13 protein-coding genes and 1 tRNA gene are annotated in these 19,998 nt (G+C 53.5%); 6 read left to right on the forward strand and 8 right to left on the reverse strand.

The window, feature by feature from the left end; all coding sequences use genetic code 11:
• Positions 1–184: 184 nt before the first annotated feature.
• Positions 185–4,489 (forward strand): DNA-directed RNA polymerase subunit beta', encoded by a 4,305-nt coding sequence (locus BEQ56_08490; protein ID AOH43510.1) that lies wholly within the window; start codon positions 185–187, stop codon positions 4,487–4,489.
• A 203-nt stretch (positions 4,490–4,692) separates the two neighbouring features.
• A complete protein-coding gene (locus BEQ56_08495) occupies positions 4,693–5,790 on the forward strand; it encodes a hypothetical protein (GenBank protein ID AOH43511.1) in 1,098 nt (365 codons plus the stop codon).
• A gap of 129 nt (positions 5,791–5,919) precedes the next feature.
• On the opposite strand, the gene BEQ56_08500 is transcribed toward BEQ56_08495, so the two are convergent.
• Complete coding sequence (locus BEQ56_08500) at positions 5,920–7,047, reverse strand: hypothetical protein (protein ID AOH43512.1); 1,128 nt, start codon at positions 7,045–7,047, stop codon at positions 5,920–5,922.
• A gap of 348 nt (positions 7,048–7,395) precedes the next feature.
• Here BEQ56_08500 and BEQ56_08505 point away from each other — a divergent pair, with 348 nt between their 5' ends.
• The 4 genes from BEQ56_08505 (at position 7,396) to BEQ56_08520 (ending at position 12,218) form a co-directional block, all read left to right on the forward strand.
• Positions 7,396–10,002 carry a hypothetical protein gene (locus BEQ56_08505; GenBank protein ID AOH43513.1) on the forward strand — a complete coding sequence of 869 codons (2,607 nt, stop codon included), beginning with the start codon at positions 7,396–7,398 and terminating at the stop codon, positions 10,000–10,002.
• A gap of 99 nt (positions 10,003–10,101) precedes the next feature.
• Positions 10,102–11,067, forward strand: a complete 966-nt coding sequence (locus BEQ56_08510; protein ID AOH43514.1) for a hypothetical protein — start codon at positions 10,102–10,104, stop codon at positions 11,065–11,067.
• Between the two features lie 71 nt (positions 11,068–11,138).
• Positions 11,139–11,211: transfer RNA gene (locus BEQ56_08515), tRNA-Arg, on the forward strand.
• 191 nt (positions 11,212–11,402) lie between these two features.
• Positions 11,403–12,218 carry an ADP-ribosylglycohydrolase gene (locus BEQ56_08520; protein AOH43515.1) on the forward strand — a complete coding sequence of 272 codons (816 nt, stop codon included), beginning with the start codon at positions 11,403–11,405 and terminating at the stop codon, positions 12,216–12,218.
• Between the two features lie 110 nt (positions 12,219–12,328).
• Here the strand turns inward: BEQ56_08520 and BEQ56_08525 are convergent, their stop codons facing one another.
• From BEQ56_08525 to BEQ56_08555, 7 genes are all read right to left on the reverse strand, one after another.
• Entirely contained in the window at positions 12,329–14,608 is a 2,280-nt protein-coding gene (locus BEQ56_08525; GenBank protein ID AOH43516.1) for a xanthine dehydrogenase, read from the reverse strand.
• Positions 14,586–15,125 carry a xanthine dehydrogenase gene (locus BEQ56_08530; protein AOH43517.1) on the reverse strand — a complete coding sequence of 180 codons (540 nt, stop codon included), beginning with the start codon at positions 15,123–15,125 and terminating at the stop codon, positions 14,586–14,588. Before BEQ56_08530 ends, BEQ56_08525 begins: the two co-directional genes overlap by 23 nt.
• Before the next feature lie 44 nt (positions 15,126–15,169).
• Positions 15,170–16,204, reverse strand: coding sequence for a hypothetical protein (locus tag BEQ56_08535; GenBank protein ID AOH43518.1), 1,035 nt, complete (start codon positions 16,202–16,204; stop codon positions 15,170–15,172).
• Positions 16,205–16,294: 90 nt separating this feature from the next.
• The gene (locus BEQ56_08540; GenBank protein AOH43519.1) at positions 16,295–18,025 is read right to left on the reverse strand and encodes a phosphoenolpyruvate--protein phosphotransferase; all 1,731 of its coding nucleotides are present in this window, start codon (positions 18,023–18,025) and stop codon (positions 16,295–16,297) included.
• A 33-nt stretch (positions 18,026–18,058) separates the two neighbouring features.
• Complete coding sequence (locus BEQ56_08545) at positions 18,059–18,310, reverse strand: hypothetical protein (GenBank protein ID AOH43520.1); 252 nt, start codon at positions 18,308–18,310, stop codon at positions 18,059–18,061.
• A gap of 84 nt (positions 18,311–18,394) precedes the next feature.
• Complete coding sequence (locus BEQ56_08550) at positions 18,395–19,234, reverse strand: hypothetical protein (GenBank protein ID AOH43521.1); 840 nt, start codon at positions 19,232–19,234, stop codon at positions 18,395–18,397.
• A gap of 1 nt (position 19,235) precedes the next feature.
• Entirely contained in the window at positions 19,236–19,997 is a 762-nt protein-coding gene (locus BEQ56_08555; GenBank protein ID AOH43522.1) for a PTS N-acetylgalactosamine transporter subunit IID, read from the reverse strand.
• Between the last annotated feature and the right edge of the window lies 1 nt (position 19,998).

Consider the following 19,998-nt stretch of genomic DNA (forward strand, 5'->3'; position numbering starts at 1 on the left):
CGCGGTGGTGGTTGTCATCTGGTTTCTTTTATCCCGCCTGAACCCGACTCGACGAAGTATAATTAATATTTGCACACATAGCATATGTGGCGCTTTAATAATTTAAATTCCTGTTGGGGCGTACAGGGACGGACCCCTGTACGTTGCGACGGATTCTAAGTTCCAATCTCTTTGGAGGAAATTCGTGGAAACAAAAGGATTAGTTGCATTAGGGATCAGTCTCGCGTCGCCGGAAGAAGTTCTGAAATGGTCATACGGCGAGGTCCTGAAACCCGAAACGATTAACTATCGCCGCCTTCGACCGGAAAAGGATGGGTTATTTTGCGAAGCGATCTTCGGACCGACCCGCGATTGGCAGTGTTACTGCGGAAAGTATAAGAATCCCCGCTACAAAAATATCGTATGCGAAAAATGCGGCGTGCAGGTTACGCGCGCGTCCGTCCGCCGCGAACGCATGGGGCATATTAATCTCTCGGCGCCGATCGCGCATATCTGGTACACGCGCCGGATCCCCTCGTATCTGGGACTCCTCCTCGATATCTCGCGCCGCAACCTCGACCGCGCTTTATACTATGCGCAATATATCGTGACCTACGTCGACGAGGAAGCGCGTCAGAAAGCGTTAGCCCGCCTTGAGGAAGAAATCTCCGGTTCGGAACGCGAATACGCGACCGAATTCAATCAGAAGATCCTCGAAATCAAGAATTACCGGGATCAGCAATACGCCATCCTTAAAGAACAGCGCGATTCGCTCCAGTCGCAGACCGACGAAAAAGTCGCCGCCGAAATCGCCCCGATTATCCGCGAAGGTCAGCGGATCGAGAGCGATCTCCACGGACGCCTGGGGTCGGTCGCAAACGACGACGTCCTCATCGCGCAGACCGATACCGTCGTCGTCAAAGCCGGCGAGACGATTACCAACGCGCATATCGCCGCCGTCCAGAAAGCGGTCAAGGCCAAATTAGACGAAATCGAAGGCAGCTACCGCGGCCAGCTCCAGCGCGACTTCGAACGCCTCGACATGGAAAAGCAGACGCTCCGCGCTGAAGCGGAAGAGCAGATGGAAGCGCTTCGCAACCAGCTCGAAGAAATCTCGATGAAATCCGATTCGACGAATTCGAAGCTCCGAGACGAACTCCTCGATCTTCAGCCGCTGGCGTTCCTAAGCGAAATTTCGTATCGGGAACTGAAATCCCGATGGGGAAACGTTTTCCGCGCCGATATGGGCGCCGAAGCGTTCATGGATATCCTCCGCCGCCTCGACATGGACCGGCTCTCGGAAGACCTCTGGAACGAGGTGCGGACAACAAAGAGCAAGCAGAAGCGCAAGAAAGCCGTCTCGCGCCTCAAGGTCGTCGAATCGTTCCGCGCGTCAAAGAATAAACCGGAATGGATGATCCTGTCGATTCTGCCGGTTATTCCGCCCGACCTGCGCCCCATGGTCCAGCTTGACGGCGGGCGTTTTGCAACCTCCGACCTGAACGATCTTTATCGCCGCGTGATCAACCGCAATAACCGGCTGAAACGGCTCCTCGAGCTCGGTGCGCCGGACGTCATCGTCCGCAACGAAAAGCGCATGCTCCAGGAGGCCGTCGACTCGCTCATCGATAATTCCCAGCGTGGGAAAGCGTTATCGCGCCGCGGCCGCCGCGAGCTGAAATCGCTCTCCGACATGCTGAAAGGGAAGAAAGGCCGCTTCCGCCGCAACCTGCTCGGGAAGCGCGTCGACTACTCCGGGCGTTCGGTTATCGTCGTCGGGCCAAAATTAAAGCTCTACCAATGCGGGCTGCCGAAGACGATGGCGCTCGAACTATATCATCCGTTCCTGGTCGCGCGCCTCGTATCCGAAGGCTACGCTTCGAACGTCAAAGGCGCGAACCGGATTATCGAACGCAATAAACCCGAAGTCCTCGAAGTCCTCGCCGAAGTCATCAGCGACCATCCGGTCCTGCTGAACCGCGCCCCAACGCTGCACCGGCTCGGGATTCAGGCGTTCGAACCGATCCTGATCGAAGGGAACGCGATCCAGCTCCATCCGCTCGTTTGCACCGCGTTCAACGCCGACTTTGACGGCGACCAGATGGCCGTGCACGTTCCGCTGTCCGAAAAAGCGGTCGCCGAAGCCAGGCAGCTGATGCTCGCGTCAAAGAACCTGCTGAAACCGTCGGACGGCGAACCGATTATCTCGCCGTCGAAAGACATGGTCCTCGGCATTTACTACCTGACGATGGAATCCGCGCATCCGGAGCTCGGCGACGGCCGCGCCTTCTTCGACTCCGACGAAGTCAAGCTGGCCTACGACCTGAGCCAGGTCTCGCTTCACGCCAAAATCAAATTCCGGACGCAAACGATCTGGAACGAGGAAAAGCGGGTCGTTACCGAAGCGGTCAAAACCGCCGACAATCAGACCGAACTCATCGAAAAAGAGAAAACGTTCGTCGTCCGCCTCGACAGCCCGATCACACGGGTCATTGAAACGACGGTCGGACGCGTCCTCTTCAACGAAATTCTCCCGGAAGAGATCCGATTCAAGAACCAGACCTTCGAAAAAGGTTCGATTAAGGACCTGATTTCCGAAGTTTATCAAACCTGCGACCAGGAGGTCACGACCGTAACCGCCGACGCGATCAAGGACATCGGCTTCGAATACGCGATGCGCTCCGGATCGACGATCTCCGTCTTCGATATTACCGTTCCGGATACGAAAGAATCGCTCATCGCCAAAACAGAGCAGGAAGTCAACCAGATCAATAAACAATGGCGGCGCGGCCTCCTCACCGAACAGGAACGCGATTCCCGGACGATCTCCCTCTGGCGCGATACGACCGACATGATCGGAAGCGAAGTTAAACGCACGATGGATCCGCAGGGCAACATGGCGGTCATGGCCAATTCCGGCGCGTCGAAAGGCGGCTTCGGCCCCATTTCGCAGCTGGCCGGCATGCGCGGGCTGATGGCCGATCCGTCCGGACGGATTATCCGCCTCCCGATTAAATCCGGTTTCCGCGAAGGACTGACCGCGCTCGAATACTTTATCTCGACGCATGGCGCCCGGAAAGGGTTAGCCGATACCGCGCTCCGGACCGCCGACGCCGGCTACCTGACCCGCCGTCTCGTCGACATCGCGCAGGACCTGGTCATCAACGATGAAGACTGCGGCACGAGCGAGGGAATCACCATCCGCCGCAGCGAAAACGCCGCGAAACAGCGCTTCGCCGAACGGATCTACAGCCGCGTCCTCTGCGAACGCGTCGTCGACGACCGGACCGGCGAAATTATCGGCGAAAAAGACGAGCATATCACGCATGAAATGGCCGAGCGGATCGAGAAAAGCGGCGTCGAATCGGTCCACGTTTTCTCGCCGATGACCTGCGAGCTGAAACATGGGATTTGCGCCAAGTGCTATGGGCTTGACCTGAGCCGCGGAAAGAAAGTCGAATTGGGGACCGCCGTCGGAACCGTCGCCGCGCAGTCGATCGGCGAACCGGGAACGCAGTTAACGCTGCGCACGTTCCACAGCGGCGGCGTCGCGACCCAGAGCGATATTACCTCCGGTCTCCCGCGCGTCGAAGAACTCTTTGAAGCGCGCCGGACGCCGAAAGGCGAAGCCGTCGTCGCGCAGATCGAAGGCGTCGCGACGATTATCCAATCGGATAAAAATTCCGACCAGCGCGTCGTCCGCATCGATCATTCCGCTATAGCCGCCGATACGTTCGAAATTCCCGAAGGCTGGACGCTCGCGGTCGAGGACGAAGACACGGTGACGGCCGGATCCGTGATCGCCGATAACGGCGACGCAACCATCACCACGCCGCATACCGGACAGGTCCGGATCGAAGACAACAAAGTCATCGTCGGATACGAGCTCCGCGAAACCGAAGAATACGATATCCCGACGACGGCGCAGCTCGAAATCAGGGACGGCGATTACGTTTCCGCGGGCCAGCCGCTCACGAAGGGTTCGATCAACCCGCATATGATCCTGCGGTTGCAGGGGCGGGAAGCCTGCGCGAATTATATTCTCAGCGGGATTCAGCTCATCTACCGCGATCAGGGCCAGATGATCCACAATAAGCATTTCGAGGTCATTATCCGCAAGATGCTCGGCAAGGTTCAGATCACCCGATCCGGAGATTCTCCGTTCCTGCCGATGGACGTCGTCGATTACCTGCGGATCCGCGATATCAACCGCAAGCTCGAAGCCGAAGGAAAACAGCCGGCGAAATACGTCGAAACGCTTCTCGGCGTCTCGAAAGCATCGCTCAGCACCGATTCATGGCTGTCGGCCTCATCCTTCCAGCATACGATCAAAGTCCTCGCCTCGGCCGCGATCGCCGGCGCGAAAGACCCGCTTTACGGGTTGAAAGAAAACGTCATTATCGGGAAGCTCATCCCCGCCGGGACCGGCTTCTCGCAGGGCATGTTCGATAACGAAGACGAATATGTCCAGAACGGCGCGCTGATCGCCAATTTACCGTCGGACGAATAAACCGAACCGCCGACACGAACCTTTACGGAACCGGAGGGGATTTTCAATGAAAGTCCCCTCTTTTCGATTAGATCCACTGAGCAGCCCGCGCTTTCATCCCCGACGCGCTCATCCAGTCACATTTCAGTCAACCATTCTCAAACCACCCGTATCGCATCTATAATAAAGTCATGAATGAACGACACCGCAAAATCAACCGCCGTATGACCCTGCGTTTCGCCTGGTTCGCCGCCGCCTGCCTGATCTTTTCTTTAGCCATGGCTTCCGCCGGCGCGGCGGAAACGAACGAGCCGTCGCCGTCTCTATCCGCCGCCGAACTTGTCAGGGAGTTGCGCCTTGGATGGAACCTGGGAAACAGCCTGGACGCGATGCACAAAGGGCGCGGCTTCAAGCTCGAAAGCGAAACGTTCTGGGAGAATCCGAAGCCGACGAAAGAGCTGATCAACGCGGTCAGCGCCGCGGGCTTCAGCACGATCCGAATCCCGATCAGCTATTACAATCATCTCCGCGAAGACGGAACGATCGACCCGGCATGGCTGAACCGGATCGAGGAAGTCGTCGGCTGGGCGCTGGAAAACGACCTCTACGCAATAATCAACATCCATCACGACACCGGCATGAATCCCAGCCTCAACTGGATTTTCGCCGACACGGACGAATTCGAGAAGAGCCGCGTGAACTTCGTCTCAATCTGGGAACAGGTCGCCGCGCGGTTCATCGAGACCGATCAGCGCCTGATTTTCCAAAGCTCCGGCGAATGGATGAACCGGGAGCGGAGCTGGGATAACCGGGAGGATCAGCGAATCGTCCATGCCCTGAACCAGTCGTTTATCGACACGGTTCGGAACTCCGGCGGAAAGAACGCGGACCGGTTCCTGATGCTGTCGCCGTTCGCGGCCTCCGCCGAAGAAGAGATCATCCGCGAAATGCTCCACTGTCCGTTCTCAGACCCCGCCGGCGACAAACTGCTCCTGAGCGTACATAGTTACACGCTCGACCCGGAGCTCATTTCGTCAGGCGCGCAATCGCTCGCAAACATCGCAACAGAATTCGGACTCCCGATCGTCGTTGACGAAATCGGCTTTCCAAAATCCATGCCGCGGCAACAAAATCTGGACGCGGCCAAAGCCTATTTTTCCGCGGCGGCGGAAGCGGGGATCGTCTGCTTCTTCTGGGACGATGGCTACGAATACGTGATTCTCGACCGCATGACCGGAGAAGTCGCAGATCGCGAGCTCCTGGAGCTCGTATTTTCCATCATCGGTTCGCCTGACGAAAGCGATCGCTCGCCGGTCCGATGAAAAAAAACCGCCAGAAACGCTCGGGCGGTCTTTTTTTCATCGCGTTGAATCGCGATCCGACTTTCGGTCAACGCTCACGCTGCTCTGGAAGCCGGGGAGAATCTCCGGCTTCCGCGATTGATTACCCCTTTACTGAGAAAAACTATAGTAAGGATCGTCCTGATCCGGCACCCGGATATTCTCCATTCCCGGGAAATCGACGCTGAACGTCGTCGGGCCATAATAATTCAGCTTCGTCGTCCAGTGATAGATCGCCTGCCCATCCGGCGTAAACGCGAAACGGAGCTTCGGTTCGGAATAGAAAATCCAGTTCATCCGGTACAGGCGCATTTCCGGCGTCGCGGTCATCAGCCCGGCAGGATTAAACGCCATCGGGTAAGGAGCCACATGGATCGGGCCGTCAAACTGCTCCTTGTCCGCGAAGCGGCCGTCCCCGCCGCCGTCCGTCCCGCCGATCATCTTTCCGTCCAGCAGAAAGCGCGTTCCGGTTTCAACCGTTTCAATCTCTTTATTATTTCCAACCATGTTCCAATCCATGCGGGAAAAATCGCGGTGAACGTACTGGCTGGAGAGAAGAACGCTCAGTTCAAGATGCGACGGGCCAAAAAGAACGTCCGAAACCGAAATCCGGTAGCGATCGCGCGTCGCGGGAGCCCAGTCGGTTACCTGCGGCGCCGCCGTTTTCGGAATCCTGTCGTACGCTTTCGCGCCGGTCTCTCCGAAGAAAGACGGGCTGATCGTCAGCTCATTGCGCCGCTGCAAAAATCGATTCGCAAGCGCGCCGTCCGTTCCGGCATACTCGAAGCTTGCCGGATCCGCATAAATAAATTCAAGCGCAGGCTGACCGAAATCGAGCTGCGCGAAGATAAGCTCCGCGTCGGCGGGAATCGGCGACGGGGCGAACCGGTAACGGATCCGAACCGCGTCGCAGCCGTCCGCGTCTATCGGCACCGGCGGCTGCACCGCGTCCAGACCGCCCGCTGAAATGTTCTCCATATACGTTCGGAACGAATTCTCGATATCAGCCGATTCGACCTCGCAGATTTCAGCCTCCCCGTCCGCGGCGATTTCCGGATCGAACGCGTACAGCAGCGTCAACAACAGCTCGTCGGCGCTGTTCTCCAGTTCCTCCTGAACGATATAGATCTCCTGATCGAATGGGATTGAAATCCCGTCAAAAGGAACGGACTGCGCAGATATACCCGCAGTCACGGCCAGCAGCCCAGCCGCCAGAACGCCCCATATGATCTTCTTCATAACGAACCTCCTTCTTACCCAAACATCATATACATCTTATTTTCACAACACATTATACAAGAAAAAAACACTGACCATGTGCTAAAAGTAATAAAAAACGCATGACAAATATCCAGTCGTTTTATCTGCCTTTTGTCATTTCTCTGTATGACGATCCTCTGTGATCCGCATGACAGACGGTCTACATGCATTCAATCTATATCGCACATTTTTTAACCAATCCCGGGCCAAAATGAAGTTGAATAAAAATTCCTGATTCCCCGGACGAACCGACGGGAGCCGAAGAAAAGAATGCTATAATCGGTACTCGTCTTACGGGTCAATCCAACGGAAAGGGAAGCGGCGAACGTGAAAGAAATCACCCCCATCGAAATTACGACCGAAATGCAGCAGTCCTATCTGGATTACGCGATGAGCGTGATCATCTCCCGCGCGCTTCCGGACGCGCGGGACGGACTGAAACCGGTCCAGCGCCGGATCCTGTACGCGATGTACGATATGGGGATCCGTCCGGAAGGCTCGTTTAAGAAATCGGCCCGTATCGTCGGCGAAGTCCTCGGGAAATATCATCCGCATGGCGACAGCGCGGTTTACGACGCGATGGCCCGCCTCGCGCAGGATTTCACCATCCGCTCCCCGCTCGTCGAGGGTCAGGGGAACTTCGGCTCGATCGACGGCGACCCGCCGGCGGCGATGCGCTACACTGAAGCGAAGCTGAGTAAAATCGCGATGGAGCTGCTGACCGGACTGGATCAGGATACCGTCGACTTTACCCGAAACTTCGACGACACGCTCCCGGAGCCGCTCATTCTCCCGGCGCAGTTCCCGCATATGCTCGTCAACGGCGCGAACGGGATCGCGGTCGGCATGGCGACCAACATCCCGCCGCATAACCTGGGCGAGGTCATCGACGCCGTCGTCTATCTCCTTAAAAATTGGGAATCGTACGACGATATTTCGACTGAGGACCTGATGCGCTTCGTCCAGGGGCCCGATTTCCCGACCGGCGGACTGATCGTCAACGAGGAGGATAAGGACGAAATTTCCCGTGCATACGCGACCGGACGCGGAAAGCTCATGGTCCGCGGCAAGGTTCATCTCGAAGATATCGGCCGCGGCCGGAACCGGATTATCATCACCGAAATCCCCTACCTGATCAATAAAACCTCGCTCCTCGAACGGATCGCGAAGCTCGTCCGCGACGGCGTTCTGGAGAATATTACCGACCTCCGCGACGAATCCGACCGGCAGGGCATGCGCATCGTGATCGAGGTCGGGAAGGTCGACGATCCCGAAGACGTTATCCGGAAACTTTATAAATATACCCCGCTGCAGACGACGTTCGGCGTCATCATGCTGGCGCTCGTCAACAATCAACCGCGCGTTATCGGGCTCAAAAAAGCGCTCAAGGTTTACATCGACCATCACCTTCTCGTTATCGAACGGCGGACCCGCTTCCAGCTCAAAAAAAGCGAAGAACGGGCGCATATCGTCGCCGGACTGCTCGTCGCCGTGCTGAATATCGACGAAGTCATCGCCATCATCCGCGCTTCCGCCAACGAGAAAGAAGCGCGGGAAAAACTCGTCGCGCGCTTCCCGATCGACGCGATCCAGGCGCAGGCAATCTTAGATATGGCGCTGAAACGGATCAATCAGCTCGAACGTGAAAAACTGCAAAGCGAATATGACGCGCTCCAGCTCGCGATCCAGGATATGCGCGAGCTGCTCGCGTCGCCGGCTAAGATGCGCAGCCTCCTGATCGAGAACCAGCTGGATATCAGGCGTAAATACGGCGACCCGCGCCGAACGCAGATCGTCACGCTCGGGGAAGGCGTTTCGGCGAAGGAAGTCGTCACCGCCGGCGCGATGATGGAATCCGAACGGGTCATCGTCGGCGTATCGAAGGAGCTCAAAATCGGGCGCGTCTCGATCGAGCGCGCAAATGAAAAGGGCTTTGACCTCGGACGCTTCGCCGCGCTGTCCTCGACCGACGACAACGTCTACCTGTTAAACAGCGCAGGAAAAGTCATCGGATCATACGTGCATACGCTCCCGACCGTCGATTCCTTCGCGGAGGGCGTCGATCTCCGGCCGCAGCTTCTCCAGAAAGGGGACGAATCCGCGGTCCAGCTTTTCGCGCTGACGCCCGGCGGGACCGTCGGCGACGAAGCGTCGATTCTTACCGTCAGCCAGAACGGGCTGATCAAGCGGACGCTGCTCTCAAACCTGCCGACCGTTTCAGGGCAAACGTTCGCGATTTGCAAGGTGAATCCGGGCGATCGAATTGTCGCGGCGCTGATTACGCGGGACGAAACTGATCAGGTTATGCTCGCGTCAAGCGAAGGGCAGGCGATCCGATTCACGCAGGACGACCTGCGACCGATGGGACTGATTGCGGCCGGCGTCGCCGGAATGAAATTAGCGGACGGCGCGACGATCGCCGGCGCCGCGATCGTCAGCGAAAAGGATTCGGTCGCGTTCGCGACGACGGACTGGGGCCTGGGAAAAATCGCCGTCAGCGAATTCCCGCTCCAAAAACGCGCGGGCCAGGGCGTCATGATCGCGAAGCTCGCCGCGGGCGAAAAGATCGCAGGGCTGACGCTGATGCCGTCCGGTAAATCAGCCGTCCTCCTTCATTACGGGAAACAGAAGACGCGGTCCGTCCGACCGGCGATGATCAAGGCGGTCAGGCGCGCGAAGGCACTCGAATATTTTATCAAGCTCGTGAACCAGACTGTCACCGGGATCACCGTCGTCCATCTCGCCGACTCGGATCAACCCGCAGAGAGGAAAAAAGATCCGAAGAACTCCGCCCGTGCGCCCGAAAAACCGACCGTGCCTAAGCCGGAGACAACGCAGCCCCGCCCCCAACCGGAAACGCCGGATCCCCCGGCGCGCGCTGAAACGGACGACGCGGAGAGAGCGGAAAACGACGATCAGATTTCGCTTTTCTGACGCGGCCGCCCGAAAGCAACCGCCGCCTCGGTTTCCCTGCCTCAGGGTAAAATCAAACCGCTCTACCGATTTCCCAGAAAGAACGAGAGGAAATTAAGTATGAAAATAGTCATTCTTGACGGATGGACGACGAATCCCGGCGACCTGAGCTGGGAGGAACTCGAAACGCTCGGAGAGCTGACCGTCTACGATCGGACGGATCATCAGAATCTCGCCGGAATCGTCGAGCGGATCGGCGGCGCCGAAGCCGTCCTCACGAATAAAACGCCGCTGCCCCGTGAAGTCCTGGACGGCTGCCCAACTGTTAAATATATCGGCGTCCTGGCGACCGGATATAACGTCGTCGACGTCCCCGCCGCCGCGGAACGCGGAATTACCGTCACGAATATCCCCAGCTACGGAACCGAAGCCACCGCACAACACGTTTTCGCGCTCCTTCTCGAGGCCACGAATCGGGTGGGCGCGTTCGACCGCGCGGTCCATCGCGGCGACTGGCAGCGGTCGATCGATTTTACCTTCCAGCTGGATCGTCCGTTGATCGAGCTGGCGGGGAAAACGCTCGGGATCTTCGGCTTCGGACGGATCGGGAAAGCCGTCGGGCGGATAGCGCGCGCGTTCGGAATGAACGTGATCGCCGCCAGCCGGTCGCAGTCCGAAGAAGGGAAAGCGATCGCGGAATATGTACCGGTCGACGAACTTCTCGCCAGATCGGATTTCATCTCGCTGAACGCCGCGCTGACGCCGGAGCTCGTCGGATTCATTAATCGGGATCGCATCGCGAAAATGAAGGACGGCGTCATCCTGATCAACGCCAGCCGCGGGCCAATCCTGAATGAAGGCGACGTCGCCGACGCGCTGAATTCGGGGAAGATCGGCTGCGCGGCGATCGACGTCGTCTCGATCGAGCCGATCGCCGCGGAAAACCCGCTGCTTCGCGCGAAAAACTGCCTGATCACGCCGCATGTCGCCTGGACGCCGCTCGAAACGCGGAAGCGGTTGATCTCGATCGCGGCGGAAAACCTGCGCGCTTTCGTCGCCGGCGCCCCGATCCATACGGTCCGCTAACGGGCGTGCGCAGCCATACCTTTTTGGTTTTTCCGGTGAAAAATCGAAACTATGGTATACTATGTACTGTTGCCCTCGTAGCTCAATGGATAGAGTCGTTGACTTCGAATCAAAAGGTTGGGGGTTCGAGTCCCTCCGGGGGCGCTTGAGTAAACCCGCAACTCTGCGGGAGATGATAGCGGATGAGCCATGAAGCCTTATCAGATTCTCAAGGATAAGGTTTTTTTATGGTTAATAAACGCGGCGGGCCTGACGAGGCTGCCCTCGCAGGGATTTTACATGGTATTTCCTGAGATAAGACGCCAGCAATAGTTACACAAAAGGAGAACGATCCAATGATCGGAGCAATCATCGGCGACATTGCAGGGTCGCGTTTTGAGTTCAATAACCACCGCAGCAAGGAATTTGACCTGCTTACTGATAGCTGCTCCGTCACAGACGACAGTATCATGACGCTTGCCGTCGCCAGGGCGATCCTGGAAGCGTCGAAGGCCATGCCGTCCGGCACGGATGGCTTTTACGCTGCGTTGTCTGAATTGACGGTGAAGTATCTGAGGGAGATCGGGCGGAGGTATCCGCGCTGCGGATTCGGCGGCAGGTTCTATCGATGGATTTTCAGCGACAATCCCCAACCCTATAACAGCTTCGGCAATGGAGCCGCCATGCGAATCAGCCCCGCTGGATTCATCGCGAAAACCGAGCGGGAAGCGGTCCGCCTTTCCCAGACGATTACGGCGGTCACGCACAATCACGCGGAAGGGATCAAAGGCGCGGAAGCCACGACCGTCGCGATCATGATGGCGAGACGAGGGGCGCTGAAAAGCGAAATTCGTCAGCGCATCGCCCGCGATTATTACCCGCTGGAGTTCACGATCGACGAAATCCGCCCCACTTACCGTTACCATGCGAGCTGCCAGGAGACCGTCCCGCAGGCGATTGAAGCTTTCCTGGAGTCCGATTCATTCGAAGACGCGATCCGCACGGCGATCTCTCTCGGCGGCGACAGCGATACCCTCGCCGCCATCACCGGCTCTATCGCCGAAGCGTATTACGGCGTTCCCGCCGATCTGAAAGAAGCTGCGCTCGGCTATCTCGACGATGAGCTGCGGGCGATTTATGACGAGTGGGAGCGGTTCTGCGGGAGCGCATAACGCCTGAAAAAAACCGAAATAAAGATAACGATACCCGCCCGTCGCGAAGCTGAGTATCGTCAATAAAGCTGATCAATGGAACATTGCTTCGCGTATGGGACAAACCCGTACTATCTCATATTACTTTCCTGAATTGCCCTGAGAACCACATCCGGCGTCAGCGGCAATTGATCAATCGAAGTATCCAACGCATTGCATACCGCGTTCGCAACCGCCGCCGCCACTGGGACAACGGAGCATTCTCCAATACTTTTTGCTCCGAAAGGCCCGCCAATTTCAGCGTTTTCAACAAAAGCAATACGAATTTCCGGCATCTCGGCAGCATGCAGCATTTTATACTTTTTCAGAATAGCATTCGTAACTTTTCCATCTTCGTTAATCAAGAGAGCTTCCGTCAGAGCGTACCCAAGTCCCATTTGGATCGCGCCTTCAATCTGACCCTCGGTTTGCATAGGATTAATCACCTTACCCAGATCATGCGCAGCGACAAACAATAGCGGTTTTACGATCCCCGTTTCTGTATCAACGCTGACTTTACAGAAATGAGCCCCATAGGACAGCGCTAAATTTGCGGACGCAAACGTATCGCTGACGCAAATATCCCGCTGGTTTGCCTGCTTTGCATGGCGGACAATATCGGCCACAGTCACAGACCTTTTTTCGGAGCCCTTCCAGATAGCTGCGCCATTCTCAAAAAAAATCTCATCAGGATTTACGTTCAGAATCTCCGCCGCTTCTTTCCTAAGTTCAGAAGCAAGATGTTCGGCAGCCTTTAGAGCCGCGTTGCCGCCGACAAACGTCCCTCGGCTGGAGTAATTCCCCAAATCCCACATTGTGGTTTCTGTATCGGCGGTTACGCAGGTTATATGCGCTAAGGGAATGCCGATTACAGAAGAAATAATCTGAAGCTGGGTTGTAACCGTGCCATTTCCCATATCAGAGTAACCCGTAAAAACGGTAAGACTCCCATCCTCGTTCAGCTTTAACATAACGCCGCTGGTATCGGGCATAACCCCGTATACGCCGTTGCCATGAACGCCTACCGCCATCCCGACACCAATTCTGAATCTCGCCATACGCTCCTTGCTGAGCTCCATCGCATCGAGATTCTTTTCCCAATCAAACAGAACTTTACCGCGAAGAACCGCTTCCTTCGGAAAGGCTCTTCCGTGTGGGACCTGATTTCGGATATCGCAGTCTTCAGCATCAACCAAGTTGATCATCTGCAAATCCAATACGGATATATTAAGCATCCTGGCAATACGATTCATTTGCCTTTCCTGGGCGAAACATCGCTGCGGAGATCCAAAGCCGCGCATGGCTCCTGATACAGGCGTATTGGTGAAAACCGGATAACCGGTAAAACGCAGATTCGGCGTTTTATGCTTCTTGAAGAACTTGCCGCCCGAAGCCCAGACAACGCTTGAAGTTCCCGCTGAATAAGCGCCTGCGTTAGCGATCATCGTCATTTTCTCCGCTATAATACGTCCGTCATTCATGACAGCGGTTTTTAAATGGATCGTCATAGCATGTCTCGTCCGGGTCGAAATAATCTCTTCCCGCCGATTCAGCGTTATCTTCACCGGGCGCAATGTCATGATGGAAAGCTGAGCGACGACCGGTTCTAAAATAGCATCGATTTTTCCTCCGAAACCGCCGCCCATGCAAGGATTAATCACCCTTACTTTATTCAGAGGCAACGAAAAAATACGGGAAAGATTGGCGCGGCATCCGAAAACGTCCTGGGACGGTGAATAGACGGTCAGTTTCCCGTTCGCTTCGTAGTCTGCGATCGCGACATGCGGCTCCATCGCCCCATGGTGGACGGAAGACAGCCTGTATGTAAAGTCCAGGACATGATCCGCATCTTCCCAGCATCCATCCACATCGCCAGCGCTAAGATATACCGTTTCAGGGACATTTCCGCCCTCATGAATAGGATATGCGTCTTCATGCATGGCCGTTCCAGGATCGATATAATATGGAAGCTCCTGATATTCAACTTTAATAAGTTTGGCGGCCCTTTCCGCGATTTCAAGAGTATCCGCCGCTACCGCCGCCACCCGATCGCCAATATACCGAACCCTCTGGTCAAAAATTTTTTCGGTCAGAAATTTATCGATATCCTCCCCGCAGCTGTTATAAGAAACCTGGCTGCAATTCTTCCACGTACATACAGCCCTCACCCCTGGGATTCTTTCCGCTGCTTCCGTATCGATCGACTTGATAATTGCGTGCGGAACTGTGCTCCAAACCATTTTCGCATACAGCATACATGGAAGTTTCATATCGTCTGCATAACGGATAAGCCCTCTGGCTTTCAACTCAGCGTCGTAAAGAGGCGTCCGAAAGCCAATTTCACTGTTTTTATACAGATTTTGATTTTGCATGTTCCCGGCTTTCTTTCAACCGCTTCGCTGATAACTGAATCGCCTGAACAATCTTCACATACCCCGTGCACCTGCAAATATTGTTCGACAGCGCTCCCCGTATTTCGCTTTCATCCGGATCCGGATTCCTGTCCAATAACGCTTTCGCGGCGATAATCATTCCTGGAGTACAATAACCGCATTGGACAGCGCCGCATTCAATGAAAGCTTCCTGAATCGGATGTAAGCCTTCGCCATCCGCTAAATTTTCGATCGTCTCAATTTTCATTTGCCGCTCATGCGCCTTTCGCGCAAGCAACGTACAAGCGTTGACCGCTATCCCATCGGCAATAATTTTACACGCCCCACAGTCTCCTGTCTGGCATCCGCATTTTGTTCCTGTCAGATCAAGGACTTCGCGAAGGACATACAACATTGTCCATCGTGGATCTATTTCAAGCTGTATAACTTTCTGATTGATCCATAGTGTAACTGGAATTTTTATATTTACAGTTCCCTGATCATCTTGAATCGTCATGATATAAGTCCTTCCCGGATCGGCGAAATAAGCGTCTTTTTCTGCTATACAATCGCATCCGTATCAGAGAATACCCTTAACGCATTCTTGAACATCATTTTATCGATCGCCGAACCTGGAAGGCCGGATTCCCTTAATGCTGTAAATAAAAGGTCCATTTTAAGCGGGCTATCAATTTCCAGATTCTCAGCAGGAATACCGTCAAAATCCGTCCCAATCGCCAAAACATTTTCACCGCCAATATCGTAAGCGTGACGGACATGCCGAACCATATCTTTCACACAGCTATACCAATCCGTTTTTTTCTGGTGGAACAAAATCTCACTGATAACGCTGCCACCTATATTCTCCTTTTCCCGCGCGTCGGCAAGAAAAAAATGACAGAAATTCAACCCCATTACGCCACCCTTCTCGGAAAGCGCACGAATCATTTCGTCCGAGAGATTCCGAAAATGCGGAACCAGCTCGCGACAATTTGAATGAGAAGCGATAATGGGCTTGTCAGACAACTCGATTAAATCCCAAAATCCACCGTCGGATAAATGAGAAACATCGATAATAATCCCAAGCTCATTCATCAGCGCAACGGATTCGCGTCCAAATTGACTCAAACCTGAAGACATTATGGAGCTTATGTCAGAGCTTGGACTTCCGAAACAATTTTCCTGATACCAGGTAAGTGTAAGCATACGAATTCCTAAGTTCCTGTACGCGATCAGCTTATCAAATTCGCTATTTACACTGCGCCCATCCTCAAGCGCTAATATCGCTGAAAGGAACCCCATTTGATAGTTCTGCATAATTTCTTGCGCGCTTACAGCCAGAGCGGCGATATCTTTATGGTCCGACAGCGATTTATTAAACCTGCTTATTATATAATTAATATATTCGCTTTCCCCTATCCGTTTAGCTTTAAGTTCATCCACCGACGGTTGGTAAATCGCGAAACATTGCGCCATTGCACCCGCACGATGAAGCCTGTCTAAATCCACAGAGCTTCGTTTAGATGAAAAAAGGTCAAAGTCATCCGACAATAAAAAATGAAGTAAAACATCGCAGTGAAGGTCAATATATCCCACTATTTCCTTCTCCTACATATTTTCAAAGACTATGCATTAAATTTCAAAAATAATTCAACCCGATTTTTCCGCCGCCAGATTATCTTATGACTAACGGTCGCTCAGAGGATTTTCTTTATGAATAAGCCCCATCTGATAACAGCATACCTGAATTTTTGGGAGAATACTTGGGGACATACTCAAAACATCGATCCCATAATCCAGCCAGGCAGGAATCAGATCAATGCTTGACGCCGCCTCGCCGCAAATCCCGACCTCAATTCCGTGCCGGTGCGCAGCCTCCGCAATTGCCTTAATCAACTGCAAAACTGCCGGATTATCAGCCCGATAGAGATTTTGTACTTTTTCATTTAAACGGTCACAGGCCATTGTATACTGAATCAAATCATTCGTCCCAATACTGAAAAAATCGCAGTGTTTAGCGAATTCATCCGCCAATACAGCCGCGGCCGGAATTTCAACCATCATCCCTAATTTAATCTCTTCAGAGCAAGGAATTCCCTGATTTTTCAGCTCATGCATTGACGCATATACAATCGCTTTCGCCCGCTCAAGTTCTTCTACCGTGGATATCATTGGGAACATAATTCGGACTGGCAACCCCGCAGCCGCTCGCAAAATAGCTCGAATTTGCGTCTTGAACAGTTCAGGTTCAGCCAAAGCAATCCGTATCGCACGATAACCGAGGAATGGGTTCATCTCTTCAGGCAGGTTCAGACCAGGAACCTGTTTATCGCCGCCGATATCGAAGGTACGAAATGTAACGGGGAGATTCTTCATAGCCTGAAGAACATTCCGATAAATCTGATATTGCTGTTCTTCGTCAGGGAGAGAGGCTTGATTGTAATAGAGAAATTCCGTCCGGAAGAGGCCAATTCCCTGAGCGCCCGATTGGATCACGGAAGGAAGATCATCAGGCCCACTGATATTCGCTTCAAATCGGATACGCCTGTCATTCCTTGAACGCAGGGAGCATCCTTTTAAGGTATCAAACAGCCGCAGCGTTTCTTCGTTTCGCTTCATCTTCGCCTCAAACGAACGATAATCCTCGGCTTCCGGGTTAAGCGTTATCACGCCGTCATCCGCGTCCAGAATCAGTTCGGATCCATCTTCAATAGATTCTATTTCTTCGCCATGATCCAGAATCACCATAGGAATAGATTTAGATTTAGCCAGAATAGCAGAATGCGTTGTCCAGCTGCCATGCGCAACAATAATTCCGCAGTACTTTACAAAGTTGAAATGAATCACGTCGGAAGGATAAAGCACATTCTTAATCATAATACACTGATCCTGAATATCAGAAACAACCGGACCTTCCGCATAAAAACGAGAGGCGTGACAAACGCGCTGATCAGATTGAGCGTTTGCTAACGCCCCCATAAGCTGAGCTGATATATCACAAATATCCAATGCGCGCTCGCGTATGACTAAATTACCGGATTTTTCCAACATTCCGCATATCTTCTCCGTCTGAGATTTCAGAGCCCATTCGACACAGCAGCCCTCTTCCTCTATCATCTCGGAAACAGCTTCTATCAAAGCCGGATCCTCAAGAAGCGACAGATGAGCAGACAGAATTCCGGATTCGTCATTATTTAAAACTTCCAATGCCTTTGAATATTGCTCCTGCAAATGACTTTGAACATCCAGCACAGCCTTTTCCCAGCGGCGCTTTTCCAGGCAAACATCAGCAGCTGACTGTCTAAGAATCATCGCTGCTCGCTCTTCCATCTTAGCGGCAACACCTTTAACCAGACCGAATCCGTTCCCACGTCCACTTAGAATCCGTTTTTGAGTCCTCACGATTTCTCCCGCCAATCCAACTGATAATTTATCAGCGTTTCTTCAGCTTCACGCGCACAAGAAGTCAGCAATTTTGCTGATCGCCTCTTCTTCCCCATCGCCTTCGCAGATCAGCATAATTTGGTCGCCCTGATTTACGCCCAAAGAAAGTATCTCCAATAAACTTTTTGCGTTTGCCTGTTGCTCCTTAAACTGAATTTTTACCTTACATTTTTGCGCTTTGGCAAGCGACATTAAATCCGCGGCAGGTCGTGCATGGAGTCCGGACGCATGCTTTACAGTAACCACAACATTTTTCATGATCGGTTCTCTCTGCTTTTATTCAAATCATGGAAAGGCAGGCGACTACCTACCTTTCCATGATTTCTTTCGTATGAAAATTCCCTATCCCAGAATTCCAAGCGCCCCTAAAACAAAGGCGATAACAACGACGCCTAACATGATTTTCCATGTTTTGACGTTCCTGGTAGTCAGATAGTAGATCAGCACAGTCACAGCCAGCGGCAGAAGCGACGGCATCAATGCATCGAACAGGTTTTCCTGCAAATTAAACGGTACATTGCCAATAGTAAAAGCAAGCGCGCTTTTTACATTAACATAGTTGGGAATCAGCGCGCCCATTACCGTACAGCCAAGAATACCCGCCGCGCTGATCCAGGTTTTCATCCGACCATCAGCCAACATACCAGAAATAGCATTAGTGCCCAGCCGATAGCCGTACATCCAGGAATTATAGGCTATAACCATTAGAACGACCGGCAAAGCAATCAGGACAAAAAGAGAGCCGAATACATTGCCTTTCGTAGCCATACTGATACCGAGCGCAACCATAATCGGAATCACAACGCCCTGTACGATCGAATCGCCAATCCCTGCCATCGGGCCCATCATACCGGTTTTAAAGCTGTTAATAGCCTCATCCGTAAGCGGAGCGCCGTTCGCTCGCTGCTCTTCCATGGCAATCGTTCCGCCAAGGATGACCGCGCCAAAATTAGGATCAGTATTGAAAAATGTCAGATGGCGTTTCAAGCCAGCCGCTTTTTCGTCTGGGTCCGGATAGAGCTTTTTGATAATCGGAGCCATCGCCATAGCGACAGCCGTACCCTGCATTCTCTCATAGTTATAATTCGCGTGAGAAAAGAACTGCCAGAGCCAATATGATTTCTTTACATCTTTTTCATCCAGGCTTACGTCCTGAACTTTTCCTTCATTCTTGCTTTCCATCCTACCCTTCCTTAGCTTCTTTCAGCGACTTTTTCGTATTCGTCATAAAGACCATCGCACAAATAAGACCGATAATGCTAATTCCGATAATGGGAATATTGAAGTAAGCGGCTAAAACGAAACCCGCCAGTAAAAACGGCCACGTTTCCTGTTTCAAAATCGCCCTCAGGTTCAAGGCAATTCCAAGCGCAGGCAGTACGCCGCCCACAGCGGATAACCCTCTGAAAGCCCAGCTGCCAGCGATTGCATTCAGGAAACCGCCAACCGCTTCGCCACCCCACTTGCAGAACAAAGCGACAACAATCATTTTGAAAACAAACAGCATGATCTGTGCAGGCAGCCAGTTCATAAGCATGACGCCTCGTTCATCCCCTTTTTCAGCGTAATTATCCGCCCAATGCGCGAATATAGAGGAAATACTCATACGTCCAACCCAGACAACCGTACCGAGAATGCCAATCGGTAGAGCCAACGCCAAAGCGGCCTCCAGACTTGTATCCAAGGCCAGAGCAAAGGCTGTACCAACGTATCCAGCCAACGCCATGTCGCTCGGAATAGAACCGCCAACGCTCATATGCCCGAGGAAGATCAGGTTAATCGTTCCACCGATAATAGCCCCCTGCACAGGATTTCCCATTACCAAACCCACAAGAAATCCGCCGACTACCGGGCGCTGCAGAACATAATAGCCTTCCCCGAAGAAAAACGGAGCGTCCGCAAAGTAGTAAAGAAATGCAACAACAATTGCTTGCCACCAAGACATA

Source organism: Anaerolineaceae bacterium oral taxon 439, from assembly GCA_001717545.1.
Taxonomy (GTDB): Bacteria; Chloroflexota; Anaerolineae; order Anaerolineales; family Anaerolineaceae; genus Flexilinea.